Origin of the sequence: Anaerotruncus sp. 1XD42-93, assembly GCF_009917605.1 — a bacterium.
Lineage (GTDB): Bacteria > Bacillota > Clostridia > Oscillospirales > Ruminococcaceae > Anaerotruncus.
In genome coordinates, this window is the sequence record NZ_QZEG01000057.1 from 1 (window position 1) to 16,221 (window position 16,221).

Consider the following 16,221-nt stretch of genomic DNA (forward strand, 5'->3'; position numbering starts at 1 on the left):
ATGAGCGCAATGCCCTTGGAGCCGGCCTTGACCCAGCGGCGCATATCCTCATTCCACAGTTCCATGCTGGCACAGGCGGTAGCGTCCGGGCGCTGGGCGTAGATCATCAGCTGGTCATGGAAGGGGTATTTCTAAAGATGTTGTCAAGGGGAAATGTAAGATTGAGTTTTTACCTTTTACTTTTTTATTCCTTCAAAGGCAACCGCCGCCACTCATATAGAGGGGCGGCGGTTATAATCAGCATTATTTCAGCAGTACCTCCAAATCACTCTTCGGTGTTGTGATCGGCGCAATGTGATAATGCTCTACCAGATACTGTAACACATTGGACGACAGGAACGCCGGAAGTGTAGGCCCCAAGCGGATATTTTGGATTCCCAGGTGCAAAAGCGTCAGCAGGATACACACAGCCTTCTGCTCATACCAGGAGAGAACCATTGACAGAGGCAGATCGTTTACACCACATGCAAAAGCCTCTGCCAGGGCTACAGCCACCTGGATGGCACTGTATGCGTCATTGCATTGTCCCATATCCATCAGGCGGGGAAGTCCGGCAACGGTGCCAAGATCCAGGTCATTGAACCGGTACTTGCCACAGGCAAGAGTAAGTACGATACTGTCAGGAGGTGTCTGCTTTACAAACTCAGTATAGTAGCTGCGCCCTGGCTTTGCTCCATCGCAGCCGCCAACCAGGAAGAAATGTCTGACCGCTCCGCGCTTGACTGCTTCGACCACTTTGTCCGCATTGGACAAGACCGCGTGGCGTCCAAAGCCGGTTGTGACGGTTCTTCCGCCATTGATACCAGTAAACTGCATGGCTGTGGGGTAGCCGCCCAGTTCCAAGGCTTTTTGGATTACCGGCGAGAAGTCCTTTTCCGGCCCAATGTGGGCCAGCCCCGGATATGCGACGGCTTCCGTCGTAAACACCCGGTCCGCGTAGCTTGTTTTCGGCGGCATGAGACAGTTTGTTGTAAAAAGGACCGGAGCGGGGATAGAAGCAAATTCCTTTTGCTGATTCTGCCAAGCAGTGCCGAAATTCCCTTTGAGATGGGGGTACTTTTTTAGTTCCGGATAACCGTGAGCCGGGAGCATTTCACCGTGGGTATAAATGTTGATGCCCTTGTCCTTGGTCTGCTCCAAGAGTTGTTTCAAATCAAAGAGGTCATGACCGGAAATGATAATAAACGGCCCTTTCTCCACAGTCAAACTCACTTCTGTTGGAACGGGATTACCATAGGTTTCCGTATTAGCCTTATCCAGCAGCTCCATGCATTTCAGATTAACCGCTCCGACTTCCAGGACGATAGGGAGAAGTTCATCCATCCCCCAGTCCTCCATACCGACAGCAAAGAGGGCCTTATAAAAGAAGTGGTCTATTTCCGGGTCCGTATAGCCCAGGACAGCGGCGTGATACGCATAGGCGGCCATACCCCGGATGCCAAACAGAATCAGCGACTTCAGAGAGCGAATATCCTCCCCAGCAGTCCACAGATGCTCCATGTCATAGTCATCGTTCTTCCCGCAGGCTGAGGTACACTCATAGCAGAGAGGAACAATCTGCCGCTTTACCTCATCCACACGCCGGAGCAGAGCAGAAAGGGCCTCCTTGTCAAAATTCACATTCGTAATTGTCGCAAACAACCCTTCCCGCACAACCTGATTGGCGGCATGGCTAATCAGATGCTCATTTCCGTCTATAGTCCTTGCAAGGCCAATCAATTTCCCGGTAAGCTGATCCTGCATTTCAGCAATACCGGCCTGCTTACCACATACGCCAGAATTTCCAGTACAGCCTTTGCATCCCGCTGTCTGTTCACACTGGAAGCAAAACATTTTCTGTTCCATCACAGTTTCCACCTTGTAATTATTCTAAAATTTTTCCGTCCGTAGAAATAGTCACCACATTCCACGGAATAAACTTCCCGCTCTCCTGCAAGGCCTGTTTGACCGCGTTTTCGATTCCGCCGCAACAGGGAACTTCCATTCGTACTATGGTTACGCTCTTGATGTCATTTCCAGAAATGATTTGCGTCAGCTTTTCAGCATAGTCCCCCTCGTCCAGCTTGGGGCAGCCGATGAGCGTCACATGGCCGCGGATGAACACATCGTGGAAATTGCCATAGGCATAGGCGGTACAGTCTGCGGCAATGAGCAGCTTCGCACCGCTAAAGTATGGGGCGTTCACCGGCACCAGCTTAATCTGTACTGGCCATTGGGTCAGCTGGCTGGCGGCAGGCGTCTGTGCGGCAGGGGCAACGTAAGAATCTCGGTGAATCGTCTTTGCGTTTGTTCCGGGACAACCGCAAGGCAGAGGCGCGCTCTTCTGTTTAGCGGCCATCACAGCCGCATGGTCATAGGCGGGCGCTTCCCGCGTCTCAAAGCTGATCGCCTCCGTGGGGCAGGCGGGCAGGCAGTCACCCAGACCATCGCAGTAGTCCTCACGAGTGAGCCTCGCCTTACCGTCTACCATCTCAATAGCTCCCTCATGACAGGCAGCGGTACAGGCTCCGCATCCGTTACACTTTTCTTCATCAATATGAATTATTTTGCGAACCATAAAATTGTCCTTTCCGGTCAACTATATTTTTGAATCCCTGTTGACATCTTGGGATCAGTATAGTATGATTCACTTGTTTTGTATGTTGAAATTTCAACAGAGGGGACAAATCTATGGAAAAATATTTTGAAGTATTGTGCATGTGTCCGCTGTTTCGGGATATTGCGCATTGGGAACTGACCAAGGCTCTACATTGCCTCAACGCCAGGGTATTTTCCTTTGAAAAAGGAGAAGCCGTGATGAACGAGGGTGAACCAGCAAAATATGTGGGAATTGTCCTAACGGGCAGTTTTCAAATTGTACGGACGGATTTCTTTGGTAATCGAAGCATGATTGCCAACCTTGTTCCTGGTGAATTATTTGGGGAATCCTTTGCTTGTGCAGGAGTGGAGGCAGTCCCGGTTTCTGTGCTGGCATCGGAGGCTGCGGAGGTTATGCTGATTGACTGTTTGAAAATTTGTCATTCATGCAGTAATGCTTGTCAATTCCATCAACAGATGATTTATAATCTTCTTCAAATTGTTGCGACAAAGAATTTGATGTTTCACCAAAAAATCGAGGTCACATCCAAGCGCACGACACATGAAAAGCTGATGGCGTATCTGATGCTTCAAGCTAAACAATTTGGCAGTCTGGAATTTGAAATACCATATGATCGCCAGGAGTTGGCGGATTATCTGGAAGTAGAGCGCAGTGGTTTGTCGGCGGAAATCGGAAAACTGCGTCGGCAAGGGGTCATTGAAGCAGACCGCAGCAGATTCAAGATATACAAACCGTTTGATGTTTGAGGCATGGAAACATAGCGGTAGCAAGTAGCGGCAAGCAATGCGCCGGTATATACCGGCGCTCGCTTGTTGGTGGCTGACGCCCCCAAGCCCCCGTAAGGACCGGCGCAGTTGCGCCGGTCCTTTTAAGCCGCCTTCGGCGTCTGCTGTTACCCGCAGGGAAAGGAAAAATCATCACCGCGCCCCCTGCTGGCGGTCACGATTTTTCTCTTTTTCGGTCACGCCCAAAATCCGATCCACGTTGTTTTTGGCAGCGAGCAGTTCTATCATTTTTGCCTTGGCCTGCTTGTATTCTGGATACCGCTTTCTGTTCTCAGCCTTCAACATGGCGTACTCCTGTTTCAGCGATTGCATGAACGGTAGCTTCTTCAAACCGAGGGAATCAAAGTACCACTTCGCCGCTTGACAACCTTCGATCTCGCTGGTATGCTGTTCGTAAAACTTGGCCTGTTTCCTGCCTGTCAGTTTCCGATATTGGGCGTAAACCTCACGGTTCTTGGAGTACGTTCCAATGTGCCGTTGCAGTTCGGAAATGTCTTTCATTCTTTGTTCAGCGGCTTTCATCTGGTCGCCCAAATCGTTGAATTTCTGAATCGCCTCATCACAGGCTTTTTCCAATTCTCCAAGATCAGTCAGATTGTTTTCCTGCAAGTATATGACCGTCTTTGCCATCTCCTTGAGATTGAAAATTTTCGCCCACCGCTCGAATCCGGGAGAGTTGGCCTGCTGCATTTTCGCTTGAATGTCAATGAGCAAATTGGGCTTGGACTTCACCGCCGCCTTTACCCTGGGAACGACAATCCGTTTGCCGGAAATGCGCTCCATAATCGCTGTTTCGGAGTAGTCCGCGCCGAGGGAATCACAGCGGACGAACCGCTTACTGTTCGGAATTTTGAACGCCAGATGTTTGCCCCGCTTAACCTCCGCTCCCGCCGTTTTCATGGCGGCGAGGAAGCTGTCAAAATCCTTGCATCCTTGACCGAGGGCGGTGTCGATTAAGCCCTCCAACTGGCCCCGGACGGTAGGCGGCTTACCCTCTCCCAGCCATGTGCCGTAGCTGCCCCGGCTGGGCTTCGGCTCCGCAATCACCGACAGCCCATTTTCCAGGCACAGCATATCTGAAATTCTACGAACCGCAAACGAGGATCGCCAGAAGTTTCGGAATTTCCTGGTGCAGTCTATGGCGGTCGAGTTGAACACGATATGAGAATGAATGTGCTGTTTGTCAACGTGGGTACAGACAATAAAAGCATGATTGCCCTTGGTCAGCGACATAGCGAGATCATAGCCGATCTTGTTCGCCAGTTCCGGTGTAATCTCCCCCGGCTTGAAGGACTGCCGCAGGTGGTAGGCGATCACATCATTGTCCTTCCGTTCCCTGCTGGTAATGGCGGCATACTGCCGCTTGGAAAAGAGAAACTCCTGGTCAGCGATGGACGGGTTACATTGGTAGGCCGTGACCAAATCGCCGCCGTTTGTTTTCTCTGGATTCTCTACATAGTCCGTCACCCGACCCAGGGCCTCTGCCACGGTCCGTCCCTTGCCGCTGTGCAGGGGCATCAAGCGCGTTGTTGCCATCTTTGTGTTATTTTAGAACTAAACTCAGAAAGCCCCTAAAAATGCGGGTTTTGTGGTGTTGGTTCTGTTTTTTGACCCAAAACAGAGGATAACAAAAGCGCAGGGCGGCGCAAGGAGGGTAGGACGCCCACTGGTACAATAAAACAAGGCTTCATAGAGCGGGTATCGCTGTCGGAGAAATCCGGCGGTCGGTATCCGCTCTTTTTTTGTGTCCACAGACTGGTACATAGGCGTGTATCCTGCCCCATCGAGGGGGCTGGGTACACGCCTTTTTTCTTTTTCCCATAAACCCACATTGAGAAAGCGAGGTGAACACAAATGCCAAGAGCAAAGAAAAAAGAGGCGGAGGCACCGACCGGAGCCGTGGCGGAGACCGTCCAGCGGATGCCCCTCTCCCAACTGCACCCCTTTGAAGGGCATCCCTTCAAGGTGCTGGATGACGATGCTATGACGGAGACCGTGGATAGCATCCGGCAGATGGGCGTTGCCAATCCCCTTATCGTGCGCCCGGACCCGGACGGCGGGTATGAGATCATCTCCGGCCACCGCCGCCACCATGCCGCAGAACTGGCGGGACTGGATGCCATCCCCGTCATTGTCCGGGAACTGGACGATGACGCCGCCGTCATCATGATGGTGGACTCCAACCTCCAGCGGGAGAACATCCTGCCCAGCGAGAGGGCAAAAGCCTACAAGATGAAACTGGAGGCTTTGAAGCATCAGGGGAGCCGGAGCGACCTAACTTGTGAGCAAGACGCGCACAAGTTGGACGGGAAAAAATCCAGGGACATCATCGCGGAACAAGCCGGTACGAGCAAGGACTCGGTGCGCCGCTTTATCCGCCTGACAGAGCTGATCCCCGAAATCCTGGATATGGTGGACGAGAAAAAAATCTCCATGACGCCCGCGGTGGAGCTGTCCTACCTGAAGCCGGAGGAACAGCGGAACTTCCTGGAGGCGATGGACTACGCCCAGGCCGCACCCTCTGTGTCGCAGGCCCAGCGCATGAAGAAAAAGAGCCAGGAGAGCGGCTGCACCCTGGAGGATATGTGCGGCATCATGGACGAGATGAAGAAGGACGACATGGGACAGATCGCTTTCAAGACCAGCGACTTGCAGAAGTTCTTCCCCAAGTCCTACACGCCCAGGCAGATGAGCGACACCATCCTCCACCTGCTGGAACAGTGGCAGAGGCGGCGGCAGCGGGACCAGCAACGGTGACACGCCCCCTTTTGCGGGGCGCATTTTTATGAAACGGAAAAGGAGCATCTACGCTTATGAACAGTATCCATTTTCACTTCAACGGTGATGTGAACATCAACCTGTCCCTGCCCGACAGCGCGGACAGGCCCGGCTACAAAAAGCTGGTGGACTCCCTGGAGGACTATCTGCACGACGCGGCGGAGGAGGCCGCTGTCACGGAGGCCGAGGCGGACTCCATCGTGATGGTGATGCGCCCGGACAAGACCCCGGAGGTCATGCAGGAGACCCAGTGCTGGGACGAGATCGAGAGCAGGGGCAAGTACGACTGCCTGGAGGTCGTGTCGGACGATGCCCTGGATGTGGCGGGGCTGGCTATCGTCTTTGACGGGCGTCGCGTCCTGAACCTGGGCAGGGAGCGGTATCTGCTTGGCCCCGTGATCGTCTACAAGTACGATGAGGACGGGGACGGCGTTTCCCTCTCGGCGGAGGACGTGATCGCCGCCGTGGTCTACTTCGCCGACCATACCGTGACCCTCTACGCCGATGGGAAGGACTTCCCGGCGTTCCACATCTGAGGCGCCGGCGTCATGCCTCCGGCGCCGTTTCCGCAGAAAGGGGGAATGAGATTTGCAGGAGGAAGTAGAGAACAGGACAGTGAACCTGATGATAAGCACCAGCAAGCTGACCGGGCGGACGCTGGTGGCGGCGTTCCGAAAATACTGCCAGCACCGGGCGCGGGTCAAGGGCTGCAAGGCGGCGGAGGGCGACCACGGAAAGATGACGGTGGAGAAGCTGATCCGCAAGGACCAGGGGGCGCAGCAGATCGACATCGCAAAGAGCGGCATCCGGGACTTTGAGCGGGTGCTGAACAAGTACGGCGTGGACTACGCCATCCGCAAGGACGTGTCCCAGGAGCCGCCCCGCTTCATGGTGTTCTTCAAGGCGAAGGACGCCGATGTGCTGACCGCCGCCTTCAAGGAGTATTCCGTGAAGCTGTCCCGGAAAGAGAAGCGCCCCAGCGTCCTGAAAGCCCTGGCGCACCTGAAAGAGCTTGCCAAGTCCATCCCCTCCAAGGTGCGGGAGAAGAACCAGGAGCGTGAGCGATGAACCAGAAAACAAAGAAACTCATCATCCTGAACCTCCCCTATGCCATCATCGGGCTGTTCTGCTCCAATATCGGGGAGGCGTGGCGTATCGCGGAGGGTACGGACATCTCCACAAAGCTCCTCGGCTTCTTCACCTCGATGGGTACGGCGTGGGGAAACCCCATGCCCAGCTTCCACCCCTTCGACCTGTGCATCGGGCTTGCCATCGGCGCGGCGTTCCGGCTGGTGGTGTATGTGCGGAGCAAGAACGCCAGGAAATACCGCCACGGGGAGGAATACGGGAGCGCCAGATGGGGCGGCCCGAAGGACATCGAGCCGTTCGCGGACCCCGTGTTCCAGAACAATGCCATCCTGACACGGACGGAGAGCCTCACCATGAACAGCCGCCCCAAGGACCCCAAGACCGCCCGGAACAAGAACGTGCTGATCGTCGGCGGCTCCGGCAGCGGCAAGACCAGGTTCTGGCTCAAGCCCAACCTTTTACAGTGCCATAGTTCGTATGTCATCACTGATCCAAACAGATAAGTATAATAGGGTTATAGGGAAGCGCGCACCCTCAAAGAAAGGAGGTTACACACCATGAAGAAGCAGACAGAGAAAGACAAACTCACCGCCCTATACGAAAGACTCTCCCATGACGACGAGCGAGCCGGGGAATCCGTAAGCATTGAGAACCAAGAGTTACTATGTAGAGGGTGGAGTCACCACCTAATACATATGACTGCGGTTCATTTGTGGCAGAATGGTACATTGCAGTTATAAGAAAGGCGGTGAGAACGCTAAAACAAGCGTTTTTCGCAACTGCATTTCACATTTTGCTGCAAATGAAAGGAAATGATTATGGAATTGACCTATACGAAAGTAGGAGACTACTACATCCCTGACCTTGCCCTTGACGATGACACTGAGTACGAAATCGGCGTATATGGCCGGATGCGGGAGAAATTCCTAAAAGAGCATCACCCTGGCGTTTACAATCGGATGGTTCTGTTTGGTGAACTGTGGAAACATCTCGCTGAAATTGATGCTGCCTGCCATGAGCGCATAGATTTTCTTATCTCGGTCATGGCGAAACAGGAGGGCGTGACCGAAGCCTCAAAAGCATCCAATCAGATGGAATGGGTAGGCTGTATGAATAATATCCGTAACCGGGCAGAGGAAATCGTCCTCCGTGAACTGGTCTACACATAAGAAGCACAACAGGGAGTATGACTGCGCTTACCGCAGCCATACTCCTTGTTTTTTTTGCTATACAATTCAGACGGAATATGGTATATTTTGATAGATCACCATCCGCCAAGGAAGTGTTCAACGGGGATGTCAGCTTGATTTAGCCGATTGATCTTGAGAGCCGAACGCTCTCTTTGCTCAATTCGTTGACCGCATGGTGGAGTATGACGCGGCAAAACTAGATGAGTTGACTCTGGCCTACGCCACCACCAGCCATAAGGCGTAGGGATCGGAATAGCCCATCGCTACCATGCCTGTGCTGATAGCTCACAATGTGATGCTGCAACGGAATATGCTCTACGTAGGCATTACCAGAGAAAGAACCCAAAATGGAACAGAAAGGAATGGGAACGGCTTATGGGAAAACAGAAACGAGCGCCGGGGGAGGAATATAACCCTCGCCTGAAAGCGCTGATCCTGCAGGTTGTCGATAACCAGATTGCCGGTCTGGATGAAACCGGACAGCCTGTGACAACGACAATAACAGATGAACCCGATTATGTGAAGCACACCTTTGAGCGGTTATCGGCAGCTCACGGTGCCGCCAGAGCTAAGGAGATGATTGCCGCGGTGCTGCTTGAGGAAATGTACGATGTGCTGAAGGACAAAGTCCCCTTTGATGAGCCGCGATATAAAAGCAAATTAGAAATGTTGAGGTGAGCGTTTATGAAAACGGAGGAAAATCCCCAGCGGAACGGTACGGGCCTGCCCGGCGGAACGGAGAAGCTTCTGCGCTCCTATTTTGACGCCTTCGCCAATTTATACGGCATTACACCCCTGTACCGGGCTTTTCGCATCATTCAGAAGCAGAACCCAGAGCTAAAACTGACAGAGGAAGACTTTCTGCAATTTGTGGATCAGCTTGATCAGGAGGAACGGCTTTACACTATCGCCGGTGCGGAGGATATCTACGATGACGTGAAGGAACCGACCCCGCCGATGAAGCGGGAGATCGTTGCCGAATATCTGTATGCGCTGGACGGCTTCGAGAGTTATTTGGAGTTAAAGGAAGAACAGGCGGACAAGCCCTATTACATCCCGGAAAAGGACGAATTACTTAAATACCAGGATGATTTTTACTCGGAAGAGACAAAAGAGTTTCTGGACCTTGGAGCATATCTGAGAAACGTGCTGAAGCTGAAGCGGGCTGATGATGTGCTTTCCGACCTTCAACTCGGGGCTCGCTGCGGGAACAGCGAACCGCAGATGATCATCAGCGATGTAGAGCGTCTGGCCGGCAGAGGCTGCTTTCACTCCCTGGAACAGCTTAACGAGTTTTTCCAATATTATTTTGCTATGTACAACAGTACGCGAGTCCCCTCGAATCGGGGCTTCACACCCAATGAGATTCAGGAGCGCATGGGCGGAGAACGGCCCGGCTCCCTTGAATTTGGCCCCAATATCAGTCGGGCGCTTCAAGCAGGGAAATTGGACGCTGGTAAACTGCGTCAGGGAATTTTTGACGCGGATATTCCGGTTCCTTGGAAGACATTACAGCGGGTAGAGCAGAAGAAACCGGGGCGCAATGACCCATGCCCGTGTGGAAGCGGAAAAAAATATAAGCGATGCTGCGGCAGATAGCGATATGCCGTCATAAAGAGCTGTGCACACCTCATTGGCACTCTCAACGGCGTCAATTACCTGCTTCAAATTTATTGTCATAGCGACGGCTCCTTTGTTCAGGTCCGATAAATGTCAGCACAATTTTATCCGGCAGTTTATCATTGTGGTGTATTCTGAAATGCTCAACCGCCCGCATCGCAAATCTATGGCTGAGTATGGTATCCCATTCCGCCAGCAGAAGGATTTCCGTTGTATCATCTTTGAAATTATAGCTGAGTGCGCCCCATTTGCCGCCGCAGTCTGCAAGATATTTGTAGACTGCGACGGTTATTTTTCTGCCACGCTTCCGCTGGGACTTTAAGCGTAGTTCCACCGCATGAAGTTCGTCTGCCGCAACCAGTTTTCTTGTCAGATTGTCCTCTGCTTTGGCATAGGCCCGCTCCGGTACTTCAAAAAGAAGTTCCTGTCGCAACAATTTCAACGCAGAACGCTCTACGCTTTTTGCACGGCTTTCTGTCAAATGGAAATACTGCGCCGTTTCGGTGAGCGGGTGGTCTTTGCCGTCCGCAAACCCAAAGCGGTACTGAACATAAACATTTTCCCGATCCGGCAGCGCATCCATCGCCTCGTGAAGTTCAGCCGCCGTCTCCTGTTCAATATAAATCTGCTCTGGCAATTTGGCGCAGGGAGAAGAAATCAGAGTTTCAACGGTATCATCCTCTGTATCATCTAAATCCTCGTCCAGATATATGATTTTCCAGGCGTTTGCCTTATCGTGCCGCAACTGCCACACCGTGTCCCGGCTATACTGGCGGATTAGGTCACTCATGGAGCGTTTGACAGCGGGAGCGGCATAAGTCAGAAATTGGACTTCTTCAAACTGCCTATATCCATCGATTGCCCTCCACAACCCAATAGAACCGGCCTGCACAAGATCGTCAAAACCTACACCGCAGGTGGATAGATGCTCCTGGCGTACCGGGTTCCCTACAATTTGATTTGCGACTTTCCGAACAAACGGGAGATTGGCCTCGATAAGTAAGGACACAGCCTGTTTGTCCCCGGCCTGTGCCAATTTGCAAAGCTGTTCATTCGTCAGGTCTTTCATTTGTTAGGCCCTGCTTTTGTGCAATATCCATGAAATCTCTGATAAAGTTTTTGATAAGCTCGGAAAACTGCCCACCCATTTCTGGTGTTGTACCTGGGAGCGTAGAGTAGGCCCCAGCAAGCTGTTCCAGCGAGATAGATTGCAACGCTGGAACAGCGTTTTCACCTTTGACCATGCTTTGCATCATAGATTGAGTGATCTGCTTTGTAGCCAGTTCCGTTGTTGGTGTCTGCGTCTGGATACCGGCCTTGATGTCCCGGAGCATTGTCATTAAAGAGGACTGGATTACCTCAACATCCCTTTCGTGGGGAGCAACTTTCATCATGCCGAGAATCTGTGTAGCGGCCTCTGTCCCCTCCTGCGGGTTTGCCAGATGGCTGGTGTCCAATGTGCCGATCATCTGCTGCATAGTATCCCACATGGCGTTCAGTCCCGCAGGTCCTTCGGCATTGCTGTCCTTAAAATACCGGGCGATCATGCGCGTAATTTCCGGGAATTGAGGACTCTCTAAAATGCGGTTGACCACATCTGTATCGACTTCCCTGGTATACAACGCCATTGCCGCCTTGTAAGACAGGCCCAACTCTCCTATATCATAGTTGCGCCGCTCCGGGAAATCCGTCTGGCCGAGAATGAAATCGGTGGACACGCCCAGGAAGTCCGCGATCTTGATGATATACTCGTCCCCGATTTTATCTGTTTTTTCGCTCAGGAACCGGCTGAGAGAGCTTTCTGCCATGCCGATTTCCGCAGCGAGTTCAGCCTGAGTGATTTTCCGCTCCTTGATAAGCTCTTGTATCCTATGCCGGACAGTTCCCGGTAAATACGCCTGATCCATTTTCGACACCCTCCCCCATGATACCTGATTATACTACATTCCACACCAAAATTTAAGTCGAATTTTGTATCTTGCATTTTTGCAATTTTCACCACTGAAGCGGCCTCAACTTGCAATAACGCCATATTTTTTCGGTCGGCACCATTTTCTCCGTATATTGGTATCAGAGGGTAAAACCTCTGAATCCATACGAAAAGGAGCATGGGATGTTATAGCGAATATCTGCGGAAGCACCGCCCCAAGTTGTCGGGGCGGCGTTTTTGCGTCTGCAACTGAATAGGAACAACGGACCACCGGCGGGAAATCCCCCTACAAACAAGGAAAGAGAGGTACAATGACGAAAAACACCAGCACCACTATGACCCGGCGAATCGGAAGCACAGTTTTCAAAGTGAATATTTTTACAAAAGAGGACGGCAGCGAAACCATGGAGGACAAAATTTTACGGCTGATCCGGCGCGAAGGGTTGGCATCACAGCCAGAATGTGGTATGATGAATGTGCCACAAATGAACCGTCAGTCTGAAAGGAGCGCATCATGAGCGCCAGACAGACGGAAACGAAGATCACAGCGTTATACGAACGTCTCAGCCGTGACGATGAATCTTTAGGGGACAGTAATTCGATCATCAATCAAAAACGATACCTGGAGGGCTATGCCGCTGACCACGGTTACAGTAATATCGTCCATTACACGGATGACGGATGGTCTGGCGGAAATTTTGACCGTCCCGCATGGAAACGGCTGATTGCCGACATTGAGGCTGGAAAAGTAGAACATCTTCTGGTCAAGGACCTCAGCCGGGTGGGGAGAGATTATCTCCAGACGGGCTTTTACACAGAGGTCGTTTTCAAACGCTATGGTATCCACTTTGTTGCCGTCGGGAACAGCATTGACAGCAACGATCCCAGCTCTGGTGAGTTTGCCCCTTTTGTCAATATCATGTCCGAGTGGTATTTGCGGGACCTGAGCCGGAAGCAGCGCACCGCCATCAGGGCCAAAGGGGAATCCGGCAAGCCGACTACCAATCAGGCTATTTACGGCTACAAGAAAGACCCCAACGACAAATACCACTGGCTCATTGACGAGGAAGCGGCGGCAGTTGTGCGGCGCATCTATCAGTTGGCCGTTGAGGGACACGGCCTGAGCGATATTGCAAACATTTTGTATCGGGACAAGGTTGAGTCCCCTGCGGCATACCTGGCAAGGCAGGGACGCGGCCCTTGGAAAAGCAAAGAAAATATTGACCGTCCCTATGCTTGGAGCGACTTCATTGTGGGACGAATACTGTCTAAACCTGAGTACATGGGCCATACGGTCAACTTTCGTTCCCACAAAGAATCCTATAAGGATAAGCAGCCAATTTTTCATGCCCCAGAGGACTGGCTGATTTTCGAGAATACCCATGAGGCTATCGTGGACAAGGGCACCTGGGAACTTGTTCAGAAGCTGCGGGGAACTCCGCGCCGGATTGATACGCTGGGCGAAGCCAATCCCCTTACTGGGTTGGTGTTCTGCGCAGACTGCGGGGCAAAGATGTACAACCAGCGGACACGGGGCAGCGATACAAAGCCGTATCCATCCGACGCCTATGAGTGTTCCTCATATAAACTCGCAGGGCAAAGAAGGACGGCTGTTTGCAGCAATCACCACATCTCCACAAAAGCTCTGCGGGCATTGATTTTGGAAACTATCAAGGTCACCAGCACCTACGCTATCTCCAATGAGGCTGAGTTCATTCAAAAGGTCCGGGCAGCGTCCGAGATTCAGCAAGCACAGGCGGCAAAGGAGTTGAAGCGTAAGCTGAACAAGGACAAGCGGCGCTTTGACGAACTGGACACTATCATCAAGAAGCTGTATGAATCCTATGCGGTGGGCCGCATTGGAGAGGAACGCTTTGACACCCTTCTCGACGGATACGAACAAGAGCAGGCAGCGCTCCGGCAGTCCATCGCGGAAGGTGAATCCGCATTAGGCAGCTTTGAGCAGGACAGCGCCAATGTAGAACATTTTCTCAATCTTGCGAGGAAGTACACAAACTTCTCAGAGCTGACTACGCCAATGATTAACGAGTTCGTTGAGAAGATCGTTGTCCACGCCCCGGACAAGTCCACGGGCGACCGGGTACAGGAGGTGGACATTTATCTGAAGTTCATCGGCAAGTTTGATGCCCCTATGCCGGAACCTACTCCGGAAGAGATCGCGGAGCAGGAGCGATTGCAGAAGGAGCGTATCCGCAGCCGGGAGAGATACCGCCGTTTGAAGGCTGGAGAGAATCTCAGCCCTCCTTTTGAGCGGACCTGCGCGACCTGTGCCAAAACCTTCTCCGCTCTGCGGCCAAACGCGAAATACTGCTGTCCTGCTTGCAGGCAGAAGGATTACCGCCGCATGGCGAGAGAAGCGAAGTCAAAAGTATCATGAATTTGTATCGGAGCGGTCCGCAATGCTGTGGACCGCTCTTTTCCATCACAAGGGAGGTTGAAAGTCCATGTGGAACTGCGATTGGGAGTACCAGCACCAGGATGTTTTGAAGAATTGCTACGAGCGCAAGATGGCTGGCAGACCCTATGGGAAAAACGACCCCGTCCGTAAGATTATTTGCGAGGGATGCGGGTGTGTTTTCTATACGCGAATCTGGTCCAAAAAATATTGCTATTACAAGAAATGCGGCAATACCGGCTATAAAAAGCAGTTGATACAGCGGCGTTTGGCGCAGCCGCCCCGTACTCAGGTCTGCAAAGTGTGCGGGAACACATTCGCGCCCAAGCGGTCAGACGCGCTCTATTGCAGCAATGCCTGCCGCCAGCGGGCGTATCGTCAGAGTGTTACGGATAAAACAAGTGGTCATGATGACCACTTGCTCGAATCGTAACGGAACACGATTTAAGGTGTTACGGTTGGACATAGTGGAAATAAATTCCCCTACGATTATTCGTAACGCAGATGCAGCCGCGTTACAGATAAATCAAGTGGTAACTTTGACCACTTGATTTATCTGTAACAAATTAACCCCGCATAGCGTTGCGGATATCTATCATAGGAACTTTTCCCACTTTACATATCCGTAACAGAAATGGTTACAAGAAGAAATGTTTTAGGTTGGGCGGTCTGCGGACCGCCCTTTGCTGTTATACAGCAGAAAGGAATTTTATGAACATTTTGAATCACAATACGCCGATCATCATCGGCATTGACCACGCCTATGGCAACATCAAGACTGCCAACTGCTGTTTCAAAACCGGCGTGGCCTCCTTCGACAAGGAACCGACCTTCAAGAGCAATCTGCTGGTCTATGAGGGACGCTACTATCTGATCGGAGAGGAACACAAGGAATTCACTGCCGACAAGATGGCTGACAGTGACTACTACATTCTGACCCTCGCTGCTATTGGGCGGGAGCTGAACATCCGCAAACAGATTTCAGCCCGTGTCCATCTGGCGGCGGGGCTGCCCCTCACCTGGGTCAGTGAGCAGAAGGACGCTTTTAAGCAGTATTTGCTGCAAAAGGACAGCGTAGACTTTCATTTCCGGGGTGCGGAGTATCATGTTGACTTTGTTGGGGCCGACATTTTCCCCCAGGGTTTTGCCGCCGCTGCTGACCATCTGCGAGACTTCCGAGGGGTGAATATGCTGGCCGACATCGGCAACGGCACGATGAACGTCATGTATATCAATGACCGCCGTCCCCAGGAGAAAAAGTGCTTCACCGAGAAATATGGGACACACCAATGTATGCTGGCTGTCAGGGAGAATCTGCTGAAGCTCTACGGTTCTGCCGCTGACGAAACGGTGATTGACCGTGTGCTGCGATACGGGACTGCGGAGATCAGCGAGCGGTATCTAACTGCCATCCAGTCAACTGCCAGGGAGTATGTAGCCGGTATCTTCCGCCGCCTGCGCGAACATGAGTATGACCCGGAACTGATGAAGTTGTATGTGGTTGGCGGCGGTGGCTGTCTGATTAAAAATTTCGGAGAGTTTGACGCTGGCCAGGTTGTCATCAACGAGGACATCTGCGCCACCGCCAAGGGGTATGAATATCTGGCCCATCTCCGCGCCAGGAAGGGCGGCACGGTATGAGTGGACAAATCGTCAGTACCAATATTCGGTTCAATCTGGAGAAAGAGTCGGATCGGACGGCCTGGGAGTACCTTCAGCAGAGAGACAAGAGACAGCACCGCTCTTAGAAGCTGTATTCATAAGCGTTTAAGCAAGGTATGGAAATGAGAAATTTTGACGATAGTCTCAGCAGA

16 protein-coding genes and 1 pseudogene are annotated in these 16,221 nt (G+C 52.2%); 12 read left to right on the forward strand and 5 right to left on the reverse strand.

The features are described from left to right. Positions 1 to 243 precede the first annotated feature (243 nt). Both hcp and D5269_RS14630 read right to left on the reverse strand, forming a co-directional pair. Positions 244 to 1,845 (reverse strand): hydroxylamine reductase, encoded by a 1,602-nt coding sequence (gene hcp / locus D5269_RS14625; RefSeq protein ID WP_199735754.1) that lies wholly within the window; start codon positions 1,843 to 1,845, stop codon positions 244 to 246. Between the two features lie 19 nt (positions 1,846 to 1,864). Further along, a complete protein-coding gene (locus tag D5269_RS14630; RefSeq protein WP_120486522.1) occupies positions 1,865 to 2,557 on the reverse strand; it encodes a 4Fe-4S binding protein in 693 nt (230 codons plus the stop codon). Positions 2,558 to 2,670: 113 nt separating this feature from the next. Here D5269_RS14630 and D5269_RS14635 point away from each other — a divergent pair, with 113 nt between their 5' ends. Continuing rightward, positions 2,671 to 3,345 (forward strand): Crp/Fnr family transcriptional regulator, encoded by a 675-nt coding sequence (locus tag D5269_RS14635; RefSeq protein WP_120486523.1) that lies wholly within the window; start codon positions 2,671 to 2,673, stop codon positions 3,343 to 3,345. 171 nt (positions 3,346 to 3,516) lie between these two features. Here D5269_RS14635 and D5269_RS14640 read toward each other — a convergent pair whose 3' ends face one another. After that, positions 3,517 to 4,920 (reverse strand): relaxase/mobilization nuclease domain-containing protein, encoded by a 1,404-nt coding sequence (locus D5269_RS14640; protein WP_120486524.1) that lies wholly within the window; start codon positions 4,918 to 4,920, stop codon positions 3,517 to 3,519. 318 nt (positions 4,921 to 5,238) lie between these two features. On the opposite strand from D5269_RS14640, the gene D5269_RS14645 reads away from it, so the two are divergent. From D5269_RS14645 to D5269_RS18635, 7 genes and pseudogenes are all read left to right on the forward strand, one after another. Beyond that, the gene (locus D5269_RS14645) at positions 5,239 to 6,141 is read left to right on the forward strand and encodes a ParB/RepB/Spo0J family partition protein (protein ID WP_120486526.1); all 903 of its coding nucleotides are present in this window, start codon (positions 5,239 to 5,241) and stop codon (positions 6,139 to 6,141) included. A 56-nt stretch (positions 6,142 to 6,197) separates the two neighbouring features. Continuing rightward, positions 6,198 to 6,698, forward strand: coding sequence for a hypothetical protein (locus tag D5269_RS14650; protein ID WP_016315147.1), 501 nt, complete (start codon positions 6,198 to 6,200; stop codon positions 6,696 to 6,698). A gap of 52 nt (positions 6,699 to 6,750) precedes the next feature. Then, positions 6,751 to 7,230 (forward strand): PcfB family protein, encoded by a 480-nt coding sequence (locus D5269_RS14655; protein ID WP_016315148.1) that lies wholly within the window; start codon positions 6,751 to 6,753, stop codon positions 7,228 to 7,230. Beyond that, positions 7,227 to 7,745 (forward strand): annotated as a pseudogene (locus D5269_RS14660) (type IV secretory system conjugative DNA transfer family protein); the annotation flags it as partial. The gene D5269_RS14655 and the pseudogene D5269_RS14660, both read left to right, overlap by 4 nt. A gap of 324 nt (positions 7,746 to 8,069) precedes the next feature. Then, complete coding sequence (locus D5269_RS14665; protein WP_120486529.1) at positions 8,070 to 8,420, forward strand: TnpV protein; 351 nt, start codon at positions 8,070 to 8,072, stop codon at positions 8,418 to 8,420. A 396-nt stretch (positions 8,421 to 8,816) separates the two neighbouring features. Continuing rightward, entirely contained in the window at positions 8,817 to 9,119 is a 303-nt protein-coding gene (locus D5269_RS14670; RefSeq protein WP_016316830.1) for a hypothetical protein, read from the forward strand. A gap of 6 nt (positions 9,120 to 9,125) precedes the next feature. Next, positions 9,126 to 10,040: an SEC-C metal-binding domain-containing protein gene (locus tag D5269_RS18635; RefSeq protein ID WP_243126898.1), complete on the forward strand. Its 915-nt coding sequence runs from the start codon at positions 9,126 to 9,128 to the stop codon at positions 10,038 to 10,040. Between the two features lie 52 nt (positions 10,041 to 10,092). On the opposite strand, the gene D5269_RS14680 is transcribed toward D5269_RS18635, so the two are convergent. Both D5269_RS14680 and D5269_RS14685 read right to left on the reverse strand, forming a co-directional pair. Next, complete coding sequence (locus D5269_RS14680) at positions 10,093 to 11,130, reverse strand: sigma-70 family RNA polymerase sigma factor (protein WP_120486530.1); 1,038 nt, start codon at positions 11,128 to 11,130, stop codon at positions 10,093 to 10,095. Beyond that, positions 11,111 to 11,968 carry a helix-turn-helix transcriptional regulator gene (locus tag D5269_RS14685; protein WP_120486531.1) on the reverse strand — a complete coding sequence of 286 codons (858 nt, stop codon included), beginning with the start codon at positions 11,966 to 11,968 and terminating at the stop codon, positions 11,111 to 11,113. Before D5269_RS14685 ends, D5269_RS14680 begins: the two co-directional genes overlap by 20 nt. A 334-nt stretch (positions 11,969 to 12,302) precedes the next feature. On the opposite strand from D5269_RS14685, the gene D5269_RS14690 reads away from it, so the two are divergent. The 4 genes from D5269_RS14690 (at position 12,303) to D5269_RS14705 (ending at position 16,048) form a co-directional block, all read left to right on the forward strand. Continuing rightward, positions 12,303 to 12,509, forward strand: a complete 207-nt coding sequence (locus D5269_RS14690; RefSeq protein WP_120486532.1) for a transposon-encoded TnpW family protein — start codon at positions 12,303 to 12,305, stop codon at positions 12,507 to 12,509. Next, positions 12,506 to 14,389, forward strand: coding sequence for a recombinase family protein (locus D5269_RS14695; RefSeq protein WP_120486533.1), 1,884 nt, complete (start codon positions 12,506 to 12,508; stop codon positions 14,387 to 14,389). Before D5269_RS14690 ends, D5269_RS14695 begins: the two co-directional genes overlap by 4 nt. Positions 14,390 to 14,456: 67 nt before the next feature. Beyond that, positions 14,457 to 14,840 (forward strand): hypothetical protein, encoded by a 384-nt coding sequence (locus tag D5269_RS14700; protein WP_120486534.1) that lies wholly within the window; start codon positions 14,457 to 14,459, stop codon positions 14,838 to 14,840. 278 nt (positions 14,841 to 15,118) lie between these two features. Beyond that, positions 15,119 to 16,048, forward strand: coding sequence for a ParM/StbA family protein (locus D5269_RS14705; RefSeq protein WP_120486536.1), 930 nt, complete (start codon positions 15,119 to 15,121; stop codon positions 16,046 to 16,048). Positions 16,049 to 16,221 lie beyond the last annotated feature (173 nt).